The organism is Litorilituus sediminis (genome assembly GCF_004295665.1).
In the GTDB taxonomy this organism is placed as follows: Bacteria; Pseudomonadota; Gammaproteobacteria; order Enterobacterales; family Alteromonadaceae; genus Colwellia; species Colwellia sediminis.
Genome location: NZ_CP034759.1, coordinates 2,937,910 through 2,956,959 on the forward strand (window position 1 = coordinate 2,937,910; position 19,050 = coordinate 2,956,959).

Sequence of the window (19,050 nt, forward strand, 5' to 3'; positions counted from 1 at the left end):
CTCACCTTTAATTAAGGCTTAACATAAGCCAAAATAATGACAGCAAATAAGATAATTACTGGAATTTCATTAAAGATACGGTAGAACTTTCCTGAACGAGTATTCTTATCTTGAGCAAAGGTTTTCACCAGCTTGAAGCAGTAGCCGTGATAAACAAATAACAAGATAACTAAGGTGATTTTAATGTGTAGCCATTTAGCTGCTGCAAACCAATCAGCGCCATAGGCATGAATAAGCGCTAAGCCTAAAACTAAGGTAAAAATGGCAAAAGGGGTGACAAAATAAAGTAAACGTCGCTCCATACCTTTTAATTGCTCAGCAACTTCTTTTGACTTGGTTTCAGCGTGATTGACAAATAATCTAGGTAAATAAAAAATGCCAGCAAACCAAGCAACCATAAAAATCACATGAAATGCTTTCAGCCATAAAATGTTACTGAGTAAAAATGCGCTCATTAAATTAATTTTCCTTCAACTAGGTAGTATCTTAGTTGTTCAAATGTAACAACGCCGATAATGTCATCAATATTTTCTTGGTAGATATAAACACCGCCACAACGTTGCTCTACCAGGGCTAAATAAGCCTCAGCCAAGGTTGCTTGGTTGGATAATGGTATAAGCTGATGAAGTTGCATTTTACCGTCAAACTTATATTCCACTTCCGATTCTTTGTGACCATGACTATTTTTTGTCTCAGGCAGTGAGACTAATGGTACATCAGCGTCAAATTCAGCCCAATAGTACGTGTTTTTGCCAGATGATTCTTTGTTTGATATCACTTTATTGATGACTAACGTATCAGCAGGTGTGCTGACTACTTCACCAGCAATAGAGCGCTCGCTGGCGTTAGTCAGAATATTGAGTTTCTCTTTCATCACCGCTAGCACGCCAATTTTTTGCAAGGCTTCTTCGATGGGCGGCTTGTGGTAAATCAAGCCTTGAACATCAAGTTGCATCGTAAAAATTGAACGATTATTAAAGGCTTGCTTGGTAATAACGCTGGCAACCGTAATAACTATCATGGCTGGCACTATAATTTCTAATTGCCCGGTTAATTCAACAACCGCTAATAATGCCGCTAAGGGGGCATTTAAGGTTGCCGCCATAAAGCCAGCCATACCCATTAATATATAATCGCTCGCTAAGTTACTGCCAGGGAGTACTTGCGTTGCAATAACACCTGCGCATGCCCCTGCAATTGCACCAATACCGATAACCGGACCCACAATGCCGCCAGGTATACCTAGGCCAAGCGCTGTCATGGTCATGATAATTTTTGCCGCTAATAAGCTAAGTAATAAGCCAAGTTGCCAGTGATTGGCTAGAGAAAAATCAATCGCACTAGTGCCTGTACCCATAGCACCAGGAATTAAGTAGCCTAAGCTGCCAGTTATAAAAGCCGCCATCATAAAGCGCGGAATGATATGTAGATTAGTGCTGTGCTTAACAAGCAAAACTAAATATTTATTAAATAGCGCAGCTAAAATACCAAGAAATACACCTAAAATAATTAAGGAAAAATAGTGACCATGCCCTAAGGTGATAGTGCTAAAGTACTCAAATTCATGCTTAGCACCAAAGATAGACTGGGTGATTAATGAGCCAATAATGGCGGCTAACATAACGGGAATAAAAATGTGAATTTTGTATTCGCGCATAATAACTTCCATAACAAAAATCACCGCAGCAATAGGGGTATTAAAGGTGGCGGCAATGCCTGCGGCAATACCACACGCACAAAGCGTGCGAATACTGTTATAGGGAAGTTTTAATAAATGGCCAACATAACTGCTACATGCTGCACCTAAATGTACCGCTGGCCCTTCTCTGCCAACAGAAAAGCCTGATGCTAAGGCGACAGCGCTGCCCCAAAATTGGTTTAAGGTATTTTTAAATGGGATGATGCCGTGCGCAACTTTTAGTCTATGTAAAACAAAAGGAATACCTGTTCTTAGGTATTTGTATCCGGTAAGCCAACCAATAAATAAAATAACTAAGGAGCCAAGAATGGGTAAATCAAAACGACTTATGGAATCTAAACTGTTATAGTTATCGCGTTTTGTTAAATAGAGCTGCTGAATTTGTTCTATGGTCAGCGTAAACAAAACCACTAACAATGCTGAAGCGCAACCACCCAGAATGGCTAACAAACATATTTGCCAGGACGTTTTTGGCAAAGCCAAATGTTTTCGAATTGCCGCGATTGATATCATCTAGTAGGTAAATATAGAGTATTACATTTAACTTATAGGATTATTGTACTTTACAAATGAATTGGTTAGCAAAAATAAATCTTAATGTTGTCGTACAAAGGTTGGGACCTTTTAAGTCAGCGCTGTTTTTAATTTTACTGATTAGTTTATGTCTGTTTGTTGGTTATCGCCTTGGTAATTATTATCATCAACATCAAGCGGCAAAGCTTAATCAGCAGCAAAGTCGCCTTGACGCTTTATATGAAGAACAAGCCAAGTTATTAGAGCGAATTCATACCTTAGAAGTTGAATTAACTGTTGAACAAATGGCCAATCAGCAAGCACAAGAAATGCTTAAACAGACGGCACAAGAACATTATGAAGATAAAAAGCAGCTAGCGTTTTATGAAAAAGTGATGGCACCGGAAAAGCAAGCTGATGGCTTAGTGATAGATAATGTTAAAGTTATAGCCACGCAAAGCCCTCATCATTATCAATTTCAAGTGGCGTTAGTTCAGCAGCAATTAAAACGTAGGCATACTAAAGGTTTTATTGACCTTGTTATTGCCGGCAGTTTAGATAATAAACCTACTCAGCTTAAGTTATCAGAAGTCGCTTCATTAACTAAAAAACAGTTATCTTTTAATTTTCAATATTTTCAGATTATTTCAGGCGAGCTTACTTTGCCAGAAAACTTTATCCCTGAACAGATTATTGTTAGTGCTACTTTACCTAAAGCCCGCTGGCAAAAGTACTTTAAATTAGATAAGTCTTTTGCCTGGCAGCTAGATGAAAAATTATAATACTTGATAAAATCACTCAGGTTTAAGATAATTACTAGTCTGTAAGTATAACCTTTAGTCGATTTTAAAGTAGAGCCATGTCTAGTCCTGAGTTACCGATCAAATTTACTGATGCTGCTGCATCAAAAGTATTATCTTTGATCACTGAAGAAGAAAATCCTGAATTAAAGTTGCGTGTTTATGTAACAGGCGGCGGCTGCTCAGGTTTCCAATACGGGTTTACCTTTGATGAGAAGGTTAATGACGGTGATATGACCATAGAAAAGCAAGGCGTCGTTATGGTGGTTGATCCTATGAGCTTACAATATTTAGTTGATGGCGAAGTAGACTATTTAGAAAGCTTAGAAGGTAGCCGCTTTGTGGTAAATAACCCAAATGCAACCACAACGTGTGGCTGTGGTTCGTCATTCTCGATATAGAAGCTGTATCACTTAAGTTTTATAAAACACCGGCTAATTAGCCGGTGTTTTTCGTTTAAGCGCTTATTTTATTTTGCTTTGAATTAATTTGCCTTGAAATAATTTACCTTGAAGTAACCAGTATCGGATATCTGCTATAGTTAAAAAGTTTTGCTGTTTTGCTTAATTTGAAATGGAGAAGCTATGGTAGATAATAGTAACTCATCTACAATCGCTTTTATGCGCGAAATATTTGCCTATTTAGGAACCAGCACCAGTACTTATAAGTTATTAGACTCCATTCATACGAGTTTGCGCTCCGTGTTATATGCAGAAAACTTCTTTGTTGTCTTAGTCAGTGCTTCAAAACGCTATGTTAATTTTCCTTATTACCGTGATGTCAAAGATGATATCTCTATTGAGGAATTAAACATTGTCCCGCTGGAAAAACTATTTAAAACCCTGACTATGTATGCCATCAAGAAAAAGCAGGTGGTGTGCTTAACTAAGCAGCAAATTAGTCGTTTAAGTGAACAAGGAGAGGTGCAAGTTTTAGGTACGGTACCAGAACAATGGTTGTGTTTTCCGCTTATTCATCAGGGGGAATATTTAGGTAGTTTTGTTATTCAATCTTATCGCAGCAGTGAAGAGTATGAGCAACATGATATTGATGTTTTAACCTTGATTAGCAATGTTATTGCCGCAGCGTTATTTCTATTTAGGCAAAATACCGAGCTTAATCAAACACTACATGAACTTGAACGACATAAAGAGCAATTAGCAGAGAAAGTAACAGAGCGAACAGCTGAATTAGAGCAAACCTTATCAAGCTTGCAGTTAGAGATAGCCAAAGGTAAAGAGCTTGAACAACAGCTAAAAGAGCTGGCTTTTCATGATGGCTTAACTAAGTTGTATAATCGTCAGTACTTTGTTGATCAAATGGAAATGCTTGCTTCAAAAAGTAAGCGAGAGCCAGTAGAGGCGATAGTAGCCTTTTTAGACCTTGATGGCTTTAAACCCCTGAATGATAACTTTGGTCATGCTTGTGGGGATCATGTTTTAAAAGTGATTGCCAAACGTTTGCAAGACTGTTTTCGTCGTCATGATATTGTTGCTCGCTTTGGCGGGGATGAATTTGTTGTTCTTATCGGTAATCCCATTTCTACAGCTAACTTGGAAAATTTACTTAATAGAGTGGTCGCGACAATTTCACAAGCGATAGAGTTTCAAGAGCAAAGCGTACGTGTAGGAGTTAGCATTGGTATCGCTCGTCACTTGGGCGAAACTTTTGATATTGATAATTTACTCGAGCGCGCAGATTTCGCCTTGTATCAAGCCAAAAATAAAGGCAAAGGCTGCTTTGTTTTTAATGAGTAGCGGTAAAATTGACTAGTTAGTATAAAAATCTACATTTTTTAAACAATTTGTTGCAAGTAAACTTTTTTCTTTGGTTTACAAAAAAGTTACCATAGTCGTAATATATTTGGAGCTATTATGACTAAATTCACCTTAAATATGCGCTGGCTTGAACAGCGTCCATATATAATCGCCATTATCATTGCGTTAACTTTAGTGCTTTGGATGGCATCTGGCAGTAATGCAACCGCCAAAGATGCTGATAGCAATGGACAAGAAAGCAAAGAAGCGGTTAAAGCACAAGTAAAAGTTGAAACTCACCATGCCCAAGATGTTTTTCGTACCGTTGAGCTTTACGGTCGTACTGAGCCTGATCGTGTTACCACGTTAAAAGCTGAGGTACGTGGTAAGATAGTTGAAGTATCAGCTAAACGGGGCTCCCGCGTCGAAAAAGGACAAATTATTGCGCAAATTGCGTTAAATGATTTGCCGTCGCAATTAACCCGCAGCAAGGCTTTACTTAAGCAAAGAGAAATTGAATATCAAGGTGTGTTAAAGCTGAATGAAAAAGGCTATCAAGGTAGAGTGCAGTTAGCACAAGCCTTTGCTGACTTAGAAGCGGTAAAAGCAGAGATTGAGCGCCTAGAGTTAGATATTGCTAATACTGTGATTAGAGCACCATTTTCTGGTGTACTCAATACAAGGTATGTAGAAGTAGGTGATTATGTAGCTTCTGGTGATGATATTGCCATGATTGCAGATTTAGACCCACTTATTGTCCGCGCGCATGTTACCGAAAATCAAATCAACTTATTATCTATTGGTCAAAAGGCTCAGGTCAGTTTGTTGAATAAGCAAACGGCTCAAGGAGAGTTACGTTACATTGCCAGTGTCGGTAATGACGCAACCAATACTTTTAAAATTGAAGTGGCAATAGAGAATAAAGACAGTAAATTACTGGCTGGATTAAGTAGTGAACTAACCATTGCTTTAGAGAAGATTCCTGCCATTAAAGTATCACCGGCCTTACTTGCTCTAGATGAGCTAGGTAATATCGGCGTAAAATCAGTAGATAACAACAGAGTAACCTTCACGCCAATTGATATTGTAAAAAGTGAAAGCGATGGTGTTTGGTTAACAGGTCTAGGCAATCAAAGTGATATCATCACCTTAGGGCAAGGTTTTGTTCGCCATGGCGATAAGGTTGAAGCAATTTTTGCTGACGATAAGCAGCCTAAGTCTTCTGCCGCTAGTGATGCTAGCACAGCAAGCAGCAATCTATAGGAGCCACTATGCTAACGCTTATTGATGCAGCTATACAGCGTACTCGCTCTATCTTGATGCTATTCGTGTTGCTGTTAATTTCGGGTGCGGTTACTTACGCAAATATTGCCAAAGAATCGAACCCAGATATAACCATTCCTATTATCTACGTATCCTTAATTCACGATGGTATATCGCCTGAAGATGCCGAACGCATGTTGGTTAGGCCGATGGAGAATGAGCTAAAGTCCATCGCTGGTATTAAAGAAATGCGTTCAAATGCTGGTGAAGGTCATGCCTCTGTCACCCTTGAATTTGTTGCTGGCTTAGACCCAAAAGAAGCACTGGCAGATGTACGTGATAAAGTGACTTTAGCCAAAGCTAAACTGCCAAGTGAAACAGAAGAGCCTGAAGTTCATGAAGTGACTATGGCTAACCAAGAAGCGGCAGTTACCGTGATTTTATCAGGCCCTGTTACTGAGCGTGGTTTGATTACCTTAGCGCGCTCGGTTAAAGATAAAATTGAAAGCATGCATGAAGTGCTGGAAGTGGATATCGGTGGTGACCGTGAAGACATGGTTGAGATCTTAGTTGATCCGTTATTAATGGAAAGCTACGGTTTAGATCAAAATGATATCTACAATTTAGTTGAGCGTAATAACCGCTTAGTACCAGCAGGTACTATGGATACAGGTAAAGGGCGCTTTGCAATCAAAGTACCTTCGGTATTTGAGAACATTCAAGACTTATTAGAATTACCAATAAAAGTAGAAGGTGATCGCGTTATTACCTTCCAAGACGTTTCAACGGTACGCCGTGCTTATAAAGATCCTACCAGCTTTGCCCGTTTAAACGGTCATCGCTCTGTGTCACTCGAAGTTAAAAAGCGCTCTGGTGAAAACATCATTGATACCGTGAATCAGGTAAAAGAGATTGTTGAACAACACCGTAAAAAGTGGCCGAATCATGTGGAAGTAGATTATGTCGGCGATAAATCTGATGAAATTAAAGAAACCTTAACTGATTTGCAAAACAACGTTTTCTCTGCGGTATTGTTAGTTGTCATTATCATTATTGCGGCACTAGGTACGCGTACTGCTATGCTAGTAGGCCTTGCTATTCCTGGCGCGTTTTTAACGGGTATCTTAGTTATCGCTATGGCAGGTATGACAGTGAATATTGTTGTACTGTTTGGTTTAATTATGGCTGTGGGTATGTTGGTTGATGGCGCGATTGTAGTGACTGAATTTGCCGACAGGGAAATGAATGAAGGTCGCTCGCGTAAAGTGGCCTACAGCTTAGCGGCTAAACGTATGGCTTGGCCGATTATTGCCTCAACGGCAACAACACTCGCGGCATTTGCGCCGTTAATGTTTTGGCCGGGTATTATGGGTGAGTTTATGAAGTACTTACCTTTTACTCTGATCGCGGTATTAACAGCATCACTAGCAATGGCATTGGTCTTTGTGCCTACCTTAGGTACGGTATTTGGTAAGGCGCGAGCAATAAGTGCCAATGAGAAAAAGCAAGTAGAGCGTGCCGAGCAAGGTGATTTATCGAAATTAACAGGCTTTACCGGTAAATATATTAACGTGTTAACAGCGGCAATAAAGCACCCTTGGAAGATAGTTATGGGTACTTGCGTCATAGCCGTTGCGGTTATTTATTTATACGGTAACTCTGGCTTAGGGGTGATCTTTTTCCCTGAGGTTGAACCTGAAAGTGCCACTATGGTAGTGCGCTCGCATGGTGATTTATCAATTAAAGAAAAAGATGCCATTATGCTATCAATTGAAGAACGCTTATTGCCGTTTGAAGAAGTTGAGACGCTATATACTCGCACAGGTGGCACAGACCAAGTGGGAACCTTTAGAGTTAACTTTGTTAACTGGCAACTAAGACGTCCTGCTAATGAGATTATTGAAGATATTCATCAAAGTACTGCTGATTTGGCGGGCGTAGAAATTGAAGTGCGTAAGAATGAAGCAGGGCCACAAAGCGGTAAAGATTTAAAAATTGAATTGAGTTCGCGCTTTCCTGATAAGTTACAAGAGTCTGTCATCATTATTCGAAACGCGTTAAAAGCTAATGGTCAATTTACTTCGATTGAAGATACTGGCTCTAAGCCCGGAATTGAGTGGCAGTTAGTTATTGATAGAAATTTAGCGGCAACTTATGGTGCTGATGCTGCCTTAGTTGGCTCAAGTGTACAAATGGTCACCAATGGCTTGAAGTTAGGTGAATACCGACCTGATGATGTTGATGATGAGCTTGATATTCGTGTTCGCTTTCCTGAAGAAAAGCGTAATATCAATCGCTTAGATAGCTTAAGATTAAAGACACAATCAGGTTTAGTGCCTGTTGGCAGTTTTGTTGAACGTAAAGCCGCACAAAAGGTTGATACCATTCGTCGTGTTGATGCTAAGCGCGTGGTGACTATTCAGGCAGACTTGATTCCAGGAGCGCAATTACTACGTGAATTACCTAAATTAGAGCAGCAGTTTCCAAGTTTAGGTATTCACCCAAGCGTTGAGATTGCGGTAAAAGGGCAAAACCAAGATCAGCAAGAATCACAAGAGTTTTTAGTGAATGCCTTTGCCGTTGCCTTATTTGTTATGGCAATGATTTTAGTTACTCAATTTAATAGCTTTTATCAGGCGTTATTGATTTTAAGTGCCGTGGTGTTCTCAACGGTAGGCGTGTTCTTGGCTTTGCTTATTGTACAAAAACCGTTTGGTATTGTTATGGGCGGTATAGGTGTTATTTCGCTTGCGGGTATTGTGGTTAACAATAACATTGTTTTGATAGATACCTATAATGTCTTGCGCCGAGAAGGCTATCAGGTTGTCGATGCTATTTTAAGAACTGGTGCACAGCGTTTACGCCCTGTTATGTTAACAACTATTACCACCATACTGGGCTTATTACCTATGGTATTACAGGTTAATTTAGACTTCTTTGAGCGCACTATAGTTTTTGGCGCGCCATCAACACAATGGTGGACACAACTTGCGACTGCCATTGCCGGTGGTTTAGCTTTCGCGACGATATTAACTTTAGTATTAACGCCGTGTTTGTTAGCACTAAGAGATGTGCGTAAAGAGAAAAAGCAAGCTACCTTGCAGTTTAAACAAGAAAGCAACAAGCAAACGGTTAGCACTGCTGCCTAACACGGTTTTATCACCATTAAAAAAGCCCGCTAATTGAGTTTAGCGGGCTTTTTGTATTTTTAAGCATGTGCAGTTTAAGTCTGAGGTACCTTTTTGTGTAAATAGAGTTGCTCATCCGCCTGTTTTAGTAACTCTGCCATGGTTTTTTTACCATCGCTTGCTGCGGCGCCGCAGCTAATGGTAACGGGTAAGGCAGTATTATTGTAAGGCATAGGGTGTTGCTGAAAATACTCCGTTAGCCTTTTAGCTACCTGCAAGGCTTGCTGGTAGTTTTGTCCTGATAAGGTTACGACAAATTCATCACCCGCATAGCGAAAACACTTATCGTTATCTCGAATCAGGGTTTGTATTTGTGTGGCAACATAGGTGAGCACCTGATCGCCACAGTCGTGTCCATAAGTATCGTTTATTTGTTTAAACTTATTGCAATCAATAAACAATAGCGCAAATGGCGTATTATAGCGCTTTTGCCTGTTGAGCTCCTCTTGAATACTCACTTCCATCAGCCTGCGGTTAGCGACACCAGTTAATCGGTCATAATTAGCCATATACTCGAGCTGCTCACGTATGAGTACATTTGCTAAACATAGGCTGGTTTTTACCGCGAGTTGCTCAAGGTGAAATGTACCTAAGTTATCGTGAAATCTTTGCTTATTGGCATCAGTAAGTAATAAGCTTGCGAATAGTTTTCCTTCCATGGTTAAGGGAATTAGAGCAATAGATTGCGCGTTATCTAATAAATGCTCAGGAATAATATTGTTTAACTGAGTTAATTGATTGCTTAGCAGGGGTTTGCCCTTGGGGTGGCAGGTTGATAGTTCGTCTGCTTTGACACTATAACAGTGTTGTTGATGCCAATTGGATTGCACGCTGGCTTTTATTAGATGGTTAATTGGTGTTGGCTCGATAAGTAATAGCGCAATATTAGTGAGAGAAAATTTATTTTTAATGGCATTAAGTAGTTGTTGCAGTAATTCGTTACTGGAATTGCAGGCTAATATTTCTGTTTCTATTTCAAATAGCTTTTGTGCGATTGCCTCATTAGCGCGTGAATTTTCCAATAACTTGGCTAGCTGCTGTGCTGAATTGTCCATAATTATCCATCCATCATAAGCATTTCAATGATTTGGTTCATATCGAGATTGAACTCTTCTGCGCGTACACCTTTAACGATAAAATCATCACTGGCTTTTAAATCTATTTCTTGGGTATTGAGGTATTGATTTAATTGCACACTATAAAATGAATGCACTTTCGGGTTTGTTGGATCACCTTCATTGCGTTGTTTTACCAGCGCAAGCTTTTTAGATTCAAGCTGAACCAAAGAGCCGACCGGAAATACGCCAACACAACGAATAAAGTGATCTACTAGTGAGGCATCTAAATGATTTTGCTGGGCAAGCTCACGTAAAATAGCAAAGGCTTTGCTATGGGGAAAACCGTCTTTGTAGACACGATTCGCCGTTAATGCATCAAAAATGTCGCAAATGGCAATCATACGACCATACTGGCTAATGTTTTCCCCTTTAATGCGGAAAGGATAACCCTGACCATTGAGTTTTTCATGGTGGAGTGCTGCAACCTCAAGGCTTAACTCTGATACACCAGGTGTTTTTTCAATGATGTCGATGGAGTGGTTGGCGTGAGTTTTCATGATAGTAAATTCTTCATCGGTCAGTTTGCCGGGTTTATTTAAAATACTATCAGGAATTTTAATTTTACCTATGTCGTGTAAAAAGGCGCCAATAGCCAGTTGTTCTATAATGTCGCGATCAATTTCTAGATAGCGGGCGAATAAGGTCATGTACACGGAAACGGCAACGGAATGCTCTAAAAGGTATTCATCTTTGGCGCGAATATTGACTATGCAGGCAAGAGAATCAGGACTTTCTATGATGGCATCAATAGATTTATTGGTCACATCGACCACAGGACCTAACTCTATAGTGGCGCCACTTAAAGCATCATCAAAGAGCTTTTTTTGAATGACTTTTGATTGCTTGAATATTGCTTGAGCTTGTTTTACTTGTTCAGTAACAATTTGCTTTTTTGATTTATTTTCAGCGGCTTTTGCTTTGCTGGTATCAACAATAACGCTGTGCACCTGTTTGCTTTTCAGGTTATTAATAACAGCACTATTTTTTATATGACCTGATGCGGTTAATTTATAGCTTCCTGATTGGCTTGCTATTTTTACCACGAAGTCGCCTATGTTTAATTCAGTTATTTTTTTTTCTTTTAGCATGTAATAGCGCCGTTGTGATAATTAATCACGTAAAAATACTCTTTAATACTGTGCGTGCCTTACTTGGGTGTATTTGCTATGAACTGCTCAAAGCACGCTAATTTATGGAGATACGCTTAATTTCATACTAGCTATTATTTGACTAAGGTACAATAAATTTAATTTTAGCTAGGTTTATGTCTACGGATATCATTATTGGCTTGTTTCGTGCTTAATATTTGCATGGAGTGATAGAGTTAATTTTTTTGCTAACGTGCCGATATAAAGTTGACGGTTTGATTGTTCATCAACTGAGTTGTTTGGTTATAGATTATTTTGTGCGGTATTTTTTCGTGCAGTATATAGGATAAGTATGCGTTTTTTCATTTTAGGCTTAATAGCTCTTTTTATGTTATCGCCAGCGTATGGTTTTCAAAAAAACTTGCAGGCGGTACAAATTTATACTGATGACCAGTTACTTGATTTAATAAAAGAGAATAAACATTTAGGTCAGGTTGTTTTAGATGAGTGTCAGTTAGTTCAAGATATTGAAGCGCGTGCTGTCAAAGCAAAAATGCCTTCGTACCAATTCTTATGGGGTGATATGCTTGCTTACGGCGTATGTGTAAAAAAAGATGTTGAGTTAGGTCTTTATTTTATGCGCCTAGCTGCCGATCAAGGGTTAGCGGAAGGGTTAGAGCAATTAGGTCGTTATTATCATATTGGCAAATTTATGCAGGTGGATATCGACAAAGCCATTGTTTATTTAAAAACAGCGGCATCATTAAATAACCTTGCTGCGCAAATGCGCTTAGCTAAGCTTTATCATCAGGGGTATGGAAGTCCGCTTGATTACCCCGCATTGTATTCCCAGCTACATCATGCCGTAACCGATGATAAGAAAACCCATAAGCAAATTGCTAATTTGCTTACTCAGTTGGCAACGAAAATGCCAGCTCGGGTGATAGAGCAAGCGAAAAAGACTGATTATACTAATTAACTTATGTCTAGGCCTTGGCTTTAGCTTAATTAATATCAATTAGATTTATTGTGCCATCAATATGTTATACTGCTGCTAGACATTGATAAGCATTGAAGCTAGATTTTGACACTACAAGACCCACACGCCAAGCGCGAAGCAGAAAAGTATGAGCAGCCTGTTGCCAGCCGAGAGCTGCTATTATCTCTTATTGAAAAGTCTTCTCCTCCTCCGACATTCAATGCTTTAGTAAAAACATTAGGCTATAAAGACGAGCATTTGCTTATTGGCTTAAAACGTCGTTTGCGAGCCATGGAAAATTCAGGGCAAATCGTTTTCAATAAATTTAAACAATATGCTTTACCGGCAAAAAATAGCCTACTTACCGGCAAAATTATTGGTCATAGGGATGGTTTTGGTTTCTTTGCTCCTGATGATGACAAGGTAACAGATAAACGCGGTAAAGATTTCTACGTGTCTTCCCATGAAATGCAGCGGGTATTTCATGGTGATATTGTTCAAGCCATTTTGGTTGATAGAACTGATAGAAAAGGCCGTAAAGAAGTTAAAATTCTCGATGTCGTCGAAGGGCGAAAAGCGCCGATAGTAGGCCGCTTTTATGTTGATCACCATGTTTGTGTCGTTGTTCCTGAAGATAATAAGATCAAACAGGAGATTCTTATCGACCCTAAGGCAAAATTAGGTGCGCGCCATGGACAAATGGTGGTGGTTGAGTTACTGCAAAGACCCACGAAACGCTCAAATGCCATAGGCAAAGTAACTGAAGTGTTAGGTGATCATCTTGCACCGGGAATGGAAATTGAAATTGCCCTACGAGCGCACGATTTGCCACACCAGTTTTCTCATCAAGTGCAGGCTGAATTAACGCAAATTAGTGATGAAGTAGAAGAAAGCGCTAAGTTAGCTCGAAAAGATTTACGAGACCTTCCCTTAGTGACAATTGATGGTGAAGATGCCCGTGATTTTGATGATGCCGTTTATTGTCAGCCAAAAAAATCCGGCGGTTGGCGTTTATGGGTAGCCATTGCTGATGTGAGTCATTATGTTCGACATAAAAGTGCTTTAGATGATGAAGCGATATCACGTGGTAACTCGGTTTATTTTCCAAGCCAAGTTATTCCTATGTTGCCGGAAAAACTGTCCAATGGTTTATGCTCATTAAACCCTGATGTCGACAGACTTTGCATGGTCTGTGAAATGACGGTTAGTGCTGCAGGTAATCTTTCAGGTAGCCAATTTTACCCTGCGGTAATGCGCTCTCACGCACGCTTTACTTACACCAAGGTAGCGGCGATTTTAGCTGGCGATGAAACACTAAGAGAGCAGTATCAAGACCGTGTTGCCGATCTTGAACAGCTTGAATTAATGTATCAAGCATTAAGTGATGCCAGAATAAAACGCGGTGCTATTGCTTTTGAAACGCAAGAGTCAATCTTCCTATTTAATGAGCAGCGAAAAATTGAAAGCATAGTGCCACTTATTCGTAATGATGCTCATAAAATTATTGAAGAATGTATGATCTTGGCTAATGTCGCCACGGCCAAGTTTATTGAAAAACACGATAAGGCTGGTTTATTTAGGGTGCACGATAAGCCCAGTGAAGATAAATATAATAACTTTGTCACTTATCTTGCTGAGCTAGGCATTACATTACCAGCGAAAGAAGAGCCAGAGCCGCGAGATTATTGCGATATCTTAGCGAAAGTAGCAGGGCGACCTGATCAAGAGCTGATTCAAACTATGCTACTTCGCTCAATGCGCCAAGCGGTTTATCAAAGTGATAACTTAGGTCATTTCGGTTTAGCGTTAAAATCTTATAGTCATTTTACCTCACCCATCAGACGCTACCCTGATTTAGTTGTGCATCGAGTGATTAAAGCGATATTGATTGAGCAAGCCAAAGAGAGTGAACAGTTGAGTCAAATAGAGCAAGCGAATGTTGGTAGCTATGATTACTCATTAGAAGAGGTTATTGAGTTAGGTGAACATTGCTCAATGACAGAGCGGCGCGCCGATGAAGCAACACGCGATGTTGCCGATTGGTTAAAGTGTGAGTTTATGCAAGATCACGTCGGTGATACTTTTACCGGTGTTATCGCGACAGTCACTAATTTTGGTATGTTTGTTCGCTTGCAAGACTTACACATAGAAGGCTTAGTACATATTACCTCGCTGGGTCGAGATTTTTATCATTATGACGATGTCCGTATGTGTTTAACCGGAGAAAATACCGGCGTTAAATACAGTGTTGGTGATGTTGTTAGTGTGCAAGTTGCCGCGGTTAACCTTGATGAGAAAAAAATTGACCTTGCTTTAGCCGGCTTAATTAGTCGAGCAAAAAAGACCAGACAAGCAACTAAGACAACAGCGAATAAAAAGCCGAAAAAAGCGGGTAAGTCGTCTGGAGAACTTGAGCCTTTTGTTAAAGGCAAGAAGCCAGGCGCTAAAAAAGCTAAACCTAAAAAAGAGAAAAACAAGGCTAAAAAGCGCAGTGAACGCAAAAAGCGCCCGGGTAAAAATGCTCGTAAAAAGACGAAACAATCTAAATAAGAATGATAGTGACATTGGTCGCGCGCAGGAAAAATCATGGCAAAAAATGAAGAATTAGTATTTGGCATTCATGCTGTTAATGCATTATTAAAGGCAGCACCAGAGCGTTTTATCGAAATTTGGCTACTTAAAGGTAGAGAAGATGAACGCTTAATGCCAATAATTAATTTGGCTCGTAAGTATGGCTTACCGGCACAAATGGTTAACCGTAAGGTGTTAGACGATAAGAGTAAGGGTGAGCAACATCAAGGTGTTGTTGCCCGGGTCAAACAAGGCAAGCAATTAAGCGAAAATGACTTAGATGATATTATTGCTCAAGCAGAGCGTAATAATACTTCGCCATTTTTACTGATTTTAGATGGCGTAACAGATCCGCATAATTTAGGTGCTTGTTTACGTAATGCTGATGCTGCTGGCGTACACGCTATTGTTGTTCCAAAAGATAATGCTGCCAAGATCACAGCTACGGTAAGAAAAGTAGCCGTTGGCGCTGCGGAAACTGTGCCTTTAGTGCAAGTTACTAATTTAGCGCGTACCATGAAAACATTACAAAAAATGGGTGTTTGGATTATTGGTACTGCGGGTGAAACAGATACTTGTCTTTATGATGTTAAGCTGTCAGGTCCTATGGCATTAGTCATGGGCGCAGAGGGTAAAGGTATGCGTCGATTAACCCGAGAAAATTGCGATCAATTAGTGAAACTACCTATGGCAGGTAGCGTTTCTAGTTTAAATGTGTCGGTGGCTACTGGTATCTGCCTATTTGAAATAGTACGTCAGCGCCTTGTTAATTAATATATCTGACACTGAAGCTCAGTAGATAAGGTTTAGATGCTCCCATAAAAGAGCATCTGCCTAGCTAAAAATTAAAAATTAAAAACTAAAAACTAAACTTAGCTGGTTGATAATTTATAAGTTAACAACGTCAGAGTTTTTTCATTGGCTAAAGCGCAAGTGCTCAGGCTTTGTTGCGCTTGGCTTAACATATGGCTGTTATCGTCCTTCATTTCAGTAATATTTTCTGCTATCTCATGAATGGCAATACTTTGCTCTTTTACTGCTGTGGCGATATTGGCGGTCATTGCTTGAATAGAACTGACTTCATTAATAATGCTGCTAAGGGTAAGGGTAGATTTATCCACTTGCTTAAGGTTTGCTAAACTGCCTTCTCGGCATTGGTTAACACGGGTGACGGCATTGACTGTCATGGCTTGAAGCTCAGTTATGATGGCGGTAATTTGCTCGGTTGACGTTTGTGTTCTATTAGCCAGCGTTCTCACTTCATCAGCGACCACTGAAAAGCCTCTACCTTGTTCACCAGCTCGTGCGGCTTCAATGGCAGCATTGAGCGCCAGTAAATTCGTTTGCTCAGCAATGCCGCGGATTTCTTCAATAAAGCTATTAATTGAACGACATTTTTTATCGAGAGCGTAAATATCATCAGTTGAGCTGACTAGTTCATTACTGCTTTGTGTTAAAAATTGATTGAGCTGATGGAGTTGCTGTTTACCTGCATTAGCTTGCTCAGCAATAAGGTTGCTGGTTTCGCGTGTTGTTTCCGTACCTTTAACAATTTCATTCACTGAGGCATCGAGTTGAATGGTGGCGGTAGAAACCTGCTCACTTTTAAGCATTTGCTGGTTTAGACTCGCTTGTGTTGATTGCGCACTTTGCTCTACGGCATTACTGACTTGTCGCAGCTCTTCCACAGCATTGTTAATTTTGTGGGTGAACTTGATGAAGTTATTCATTGAGTCAATGACCTGACCAAATTCATCGTCAGTTTCTTTAATGACTTGCTTGGAAAAATCTCGTTTGGCAATAATGTCTTCGATATTGCTAACGGCTGTTTTGATTGGCGAGATAATAATGTTAATTAATTTAAAGATAAATACTGATAAAGCTGTTGAAATAATAAGGAAAATCGTGATAGAAAGCCAAAAGGTTTGGCGTTCTTGTTTTTCGATATAAGTATTTGTTTCTGCAACGGTCTGCTTTAGAAGTGATTCAGCTTTATGAGTGGCAGCACGCATTTTACCTCGAATACCTTCTTCTTGGCTTAAGCCGAGCTTTTTGTCAATGGTAACATAAGCATTCAGCGCTTTTTGATAGTTGTCTATCAGTTGTCGGGTATTAGCTATTTGTTGTGAGTTGAGCCTTAGTGTCGCTAACTCCTGCGCGAGTTTATCTAGGTATTTGCTATCATGGCGTAACATATAGTCTTTTTCATGGCGTCTAATTGATAACAAGGTCACTTGCAGGCTGGTATCATTAATGGCTTTGTAGATATCTTCAAGCTCATGTGTGGCATGGCGTAACTTGCCATATAAGCCCGCGTCTTTATCAAGGCCTTTAGTGGTCATGGTTTGCGTTAAGGCGATAAATTGCTGGCGATACTCTAAAAAACTCTTTTTTAACTGGTTAATGGGTAAGTCAATATCAATGCTCTGGTTAAGCTCAGACAGTAAGTCGAGTTGGCTATTGAGTTGATTAAAATTACCTTGGTGCTTGTCTAAATATTTAGGCAACTTACGTATGAGAAAGTCTTTTTCGTTGCGCCTTAATTGCAAGGCAGTAATATCAATTTGTTGTACGGTACTTTTCGCTTGTTCTAGCTGTTTGACCTGGTAGGAAAAGTAGTTAGTCGAGAAAAGTAATAATAATAGTCCAAGGATCACCGCAGTTAATAAGATTAATAGCTTGTGTCGTAATGAAAGCGTCCGTGAGGGCATGTAATGTCTCCTTGCACTGTATAATGATTATACACCCATCATTTAACCTAGAAGCTAAGTCATAAAATTGCAAAGAAAATGCCATATAAAGTTCATAAAATAATTCACCTCCTTAGCTTTAGCCAAGACAGCACCTGAATGGAGCGCTTGTAAGCCCTTTGGTAACTAATATTTTCCAAGATTCGTTAGGCGTTTAATCTGTTTGCATTCTAAGCAAGCTTTCCCTATAATACGCCTCCTTAATTCAGCCTGAACTTTTTGTTCCTTGCCTCTACACTGGTGTTGGCTGAGCCAGATTTTGAGGCTACAACCCATAAGGAGCTCGTAATGCGTCATTACGAAATCGTATTTATGGTTCACCCTGATCAGAGTGAACAAGTGCCAGGTATGATCCAGCGCTATACAGACTTGATCAATGCTGCTGAAGGCAAAATCCACCGTCTAGAAGACTGGGGTCGTCGTCAATTAGCATACCCAATCAATAAACTACACAAAGCACACTATGTTCTTATGAACATTGAAGCGCCTCAATCAGTTATTGATGAATTAGAAACTTCTTTCCGTTATAACGATGTTGTTATTCGTAACATGATCATGCGTACTAAAGACGCGGTAACTGAAGCATCACCTATGGCTGCTGCTAAAGATGACCGTCGCGAAGCTAAGAAAGAGGTTGCTGCTGAGCCAGCTCAAGCTGAAGAAGCTACTTCTGAAGAAGCTGCTAGCGAAGAATAAGCACCCTGTGATGTTTCTTTTTTAGAGTGACTGCAATGCAAGAAGCTCTAGCAGAGAATAGCCTAGTGTTGACAGGTGAGGTGGTGAAAACCCCGAAACAGTCAACCAGCCCAGCAGGTATCCATCATAGCCAGTTTTCCATAGACCATAGGTCTATTCAAAGTGAAGCGGGTATGAACAGACAAGCATTTGTCAGGATACAGGTTGTCGCAACAGGTGAATTATCACACTTAACTCGTGAATTAGTTGCGGGCAGTTTAGTAAAAGTGGCAGGTTTTATTAATCGTCACGAATCTAGAAACGGAAATCCGCTTTTAGTGTTACATGCCCAACAAATTGAAATGATTAATTAGATTTAGCTCAGCTTGGCTAGCTAGATCATATGAGGAGAACTCCATGTCTCGTTTTTTTAGACGTCGTAAGTTTTGCCGCTTCACAGCGGAAGGCGCTAGCTCTATCGATTACAAAGATATCGCTACGTTAAAAAACTATATCACTGAAAGTGGTAAAATTGTTCCTAGCCGTATCACTGGTACTGCTGCTAAATATCAACGCCAATTAACTCGTGCTATCAAGCGTGCGCGTTACTTGTCATTGTTACCATACACCGACTTACACAAGTAAGCTA

General features: G+C 39.9%; 16 protein-coding genes. 11 read left to right on the forward strand and 5 right to left on the reverse strand.

All coding sequences use genetic code 11. The annotated features are described in order from the left end of the window. Positions 1–11: 11 nt before the first annotated feature. Together hemJ and EMK97_RS13045 are read right to left on the reverse strand one after the other, a co-directional pair. Positions 12–455, reverse strand: a complete 444-nt coding sequence (hemJ, locus tag EMK97_RS13040; protein ID WP_130602856.1) for a protoporphyrinogen oxidase HemJ — start codon at positions 453–455, stop codon at positions 12–14. Beyond that, positions 455–2,149: a chloride channel protein gene (locus tag EMK97_RS13045; RefSeq protein WP_246028784.1), complete on the reverse strand. Its 1,695-nt coding sequence runs from the start codon at positions 2,147–2,149 to the stop codon at positions 455–457. The genes hemJ and EMK97_RS13045 overlap by 1 nt, the downstream gene beginning before the upstream one ends. Positions 2,150–2,268: 119 nt before the next feature. Here EMK97_RS13045 and EMK97_RS13050 point away from each other — a divergent pair, with 119 nt between their 5' ends. From EMK97_RS13050 to EMK97_RS13070, 5 genes are all read left to right on the forward strand, one after another. Beyond that, positions 2,269–2,994 (forward strand): DUF6776 family protein, encoded by a 726-nt coding sequence (locus tag EMK97_RS13050; RefSeq protein WP_130602860.1) that lies wholly within the window; start codon positions 2,269–2,271, stop codon positions 2,992–2,994. A gap of 77 nt (positions 2,995–3,071) precedes the next feature. Further along, a complete protein-coding gene (erpA, locus tag EMK97_RS13055) occupies positions 3,072–3,413 on the forward strand; it encodes an iron-sulfur cluster insertion protein ErpA (RefSeq protein ID WP_130602862.1) in 342 nt (113 codons plus the stop codon). A gap of 183 nt (positions 3,414–3,596) precedes the next feature. Continuing rightward, positions 3,597–4,769 (forward strand): sensor domain-containing diguanylate cyclase, encoded by a 1,173-nt coding sequence (locus tag EMK97_RS13060; protein WP_130602864.1) that lies wholly within the window; start codon positions 3,597–3,599, stop codon positions 4,767–4,769. Positions 4,770–4,886: 117 nt separating this feature from the next. Continuing rightward, a complete protein-coding gene (locus EMK97_RS13065) occupies positions 4,887–6,032 on the forward strand; it encodes an efflux RND transporter periplasmic adaptor subunit (protein WP_130602866.1) in 1,146 nt (381 codons plus the stop codon). Between the two features lie 8 nt (positions 6,033–6,040). Then, positions 6,041–9,181: an efflux RND transporter permease subunit gene (locus tag EMK97_RS13070; RefSeq protein ID WP_130602868.1), complete on the forward strand. Its 3,141-nt coding sequence runs from the start codon at positions 6,041–6,043 to the stop codon at positions 9,179–9,181. 74 nt (positions 9,182–9,255) lie between these two features. Here EMK97_RS13070 and EMK97_RS13075 read toward each other — a convergent pair whose 3' ends face one another. Continuing rightward, the gene (locus EMK97_RS13075; protein WP_130602870.1) at positions 9,256–10,275 is read right to left on the reverse strand and encodes a sensor domain-containing diguanylate cyclase; all 1,020 of its coding nucleotides are present in this window, start codon (positions 10,273–10,275) and stop codon (positions 9,256–9,258) included. Positions 10,276–10,277: 2 nt separating this feature from the next. Next, positions 10,278–11,426, reverse strand: a complete 1,149-nt coding sequence (locus EMK97_RS13080) for a cyclic di-GMP phosphodiesterase (protein ID WP_130602872.1) — start codon at positions 11,424–11,426, stop codon at positions 10,278–10,280. Between the two features lie 352 nt (positions 11,427–11,778). Here EMK97_RS13080 and EMK97_RS13085 point away from each other — a divergent pair, with 352 nt between their 5' ends. From EMK97_RS13085 to rlmB, 3 genes are all read left to right on the forward strand, one after another. Then, the gene (locus tag EMK97_RS13085; RefSeq protein WP_130602874.1) at positions 11,779–12,405 is read left to right on the forward strand and encodes a tetratricopeptide repeat protein; all 627 of its coding nucleotides are present in this window, start codon (positions 11,779–11,781) and stop codon (positions 12,403–12,405) included. A 105-nt stretch (positions 12,406–12,510) separates the two neighbouring features. Beyond that, positions 12,511–14,955: a ribonuclease R gene (gene rnr, locus EMK97_RS13090; RefSeq protein WP_130602876.1), complete on the forward strand. Its 2,445-nt coding sequence runs from the start codon at positions 12,511–12,513 to the stop codon at positions 14,953–14,955. Between the two features lie 36 nt (positions 14,956–14,991). Further along, entirely contained in the window at positions 14,992–15,750 is a 759-nt protein-coding gene (gene rlmB / locus EMK97_RS13095) for a 23S rRNA (guanosine(2251)-2'-O)-methyltransferase RlmB (RefSeq protein ID WP_130602878.1), read from the forward strand. A gap of 98 nt (positions 15,751–15,848) precedes the next feature. Here the strand turns inward: rlmB and EMK97_RS13100 are convergent, their stop codons facing one another. Beyond that, positions 15,849–17,687 carry a methyl-accepting chemotaxis protein gene (locus EMK97_RS13100; protein WP_130602880.1) on the reverse strand — a complete coding sequence of 613 codons (1,839 nt, stop codon included), beginning with the start codon at positions 17,685–17,687 and terminating at the stop codon, positions 15,849–15,851. A gap of 327 nt (positions 17,688–18,014) precedes the next feature. On the opposite strand from EMK97_RS13100, the gene rpsF reads away from it, so the two are divergent. Genes rpsF through rpsR form a run of 3 tightly spaced genes read left to right on the forward strand, consistent with a single transcriptional unit; the run spans position 18,015 to position 19,046 of the window. Further along, positions 18,015–18,422 carry a 30S ribosomal protein S6 gene (gene rpsF, locus EMK97_RS13105; RefSeq protein WP_130602882.1) on the forward strand — a complete coding sequence of 136 codons (408 nt, stop codon included), beginning with the start codon at positions 18,015–18,017 and terminating at the stop codon, positions 18,420–18,422. 35 nt (positions 18,423–18,457) lie between these two features. After that, positions 18,458–18,775, forward strand: a complete 318-nt coding sequence (gene priB, locus EMK97_RS13110) for a primosomal replication protein N (protein WP_130602884.1) — start codon at positions 18,458–18,460, stop codon at positions 18,773–18,775. Positions 18,776–18,818: 43 nt separating this feature from the next. Next, positions 18,819–19,046 (forward strand): 30S ribosomal protein S18, encoded by a 228-nt coding sequence (gene rpsR / locus EMK97_RS13115; protein WP_130602886.1) that lies wholly within the window; start codon positions 18,819–18,821, stop codon positions 19,044–19,046. The last annotated feature ends 4 nt before the right edge of the window (positions 19,047–19,050 follow it).

Excerpts from the sequence above, each read along its gene's own strand:
- hemJ (WP_130602856.1), bottom strand. The coding sequence starts at position 455 with ATGAGCGCATTTTTACTCAGTAACATTTTATGGCTGAAAGCATTTCAT.
- EMK97_RS13050 (WP_130602860.1), top strand. The coding sequence starts at position 2,269 with ATGAATTGGTTAGCAAAAATAAATCTTAATGTTGTCGTACAAAGGTTG.
- erpA (WP_130602862.1), top strand. The coding sequence starts at position 3,072 with ATGTCTAGTCCTGAGTTACCGATCAAATTTACTGATGCTGCTGCATCA.
- EMK97_RS13060 (WP_130602864.1), top strand. The coding sequence starts at position 3,597 with ATGGTAGATAATAGTAACTCATCTACAATCGCTTTTATGCGCGAAATA.
- EMK97_RS13065 (WP_130602866.1), top strand. The coding sequence starts at position 4,887 with ATGACTAAATTCACCTTAAATATGCGCTGGCTTGAACAGCGTCCATAT.
- EMK97_RS13070 (WP_130602868.1), top strand. The coding sequence starts at position 6,041 with ATGCTAACGCTTATTGATGCAGCTATACAGCGTACTCGCTCTATCTTG.
- EMK97_RS13075 (WP_130602870.1), bottom strand. The coding sequence starts at position 10,275 with ATGGACAATTCAGCACAGCAGCTAGCCAAGTTATTGGAAAATTCACGC.
- EMK97_RS13080 (WP_130602872.1), bottom strand. The coding sequence starts at position 11,426 with ATGCTAAAAGAAAAAAAAATAACTGAATTAAACATAGGCGACTTCGTG.
- EMK97_RS13085 (WP_130602874.1), top strand. The coding sequence starts at position 11,779 with ATGCGTTTTTTCATTTTAGGCTTAATAGCTCTTTTTATGTTATCGCCA.
- rlmB (WP_130602878.1), top strand. The coding sequence starts at position 14,992 with ATGGCAAAAAATGAAGAATTAGTATTTGGCATTCATGCTGTTAATGCA.
- EMK97_RS13100 (WP_130602880.1), bottom strand. The coding sequence starts at position 17,687 with ATGCCCTCACGGACGCTTTCATTACGACACAAGCTATTAATCTTATTA.
- rpsF (WP_130602882.1), top strand. The coding sequence starts at position 18,015 with ATGCGTCATTACGAAATCGTATTTATGGTTCACCCTGATCAGAGTGAA.
- priB (WP_130602884.1), top strand. The coding sequence starts at position 18,458 with ATGCAAGAAGCTCTAGCAGAGAATAGCCTAGTGTTGACAGGTGAGGTG.
- rpsR (WP_130602886.1), top strand. The coding sequence starts at position 18,819 with ATGTCTCGTTTTTTTAGACGTCGTAAGTTTTGCCGCTTCACAGCGGAA.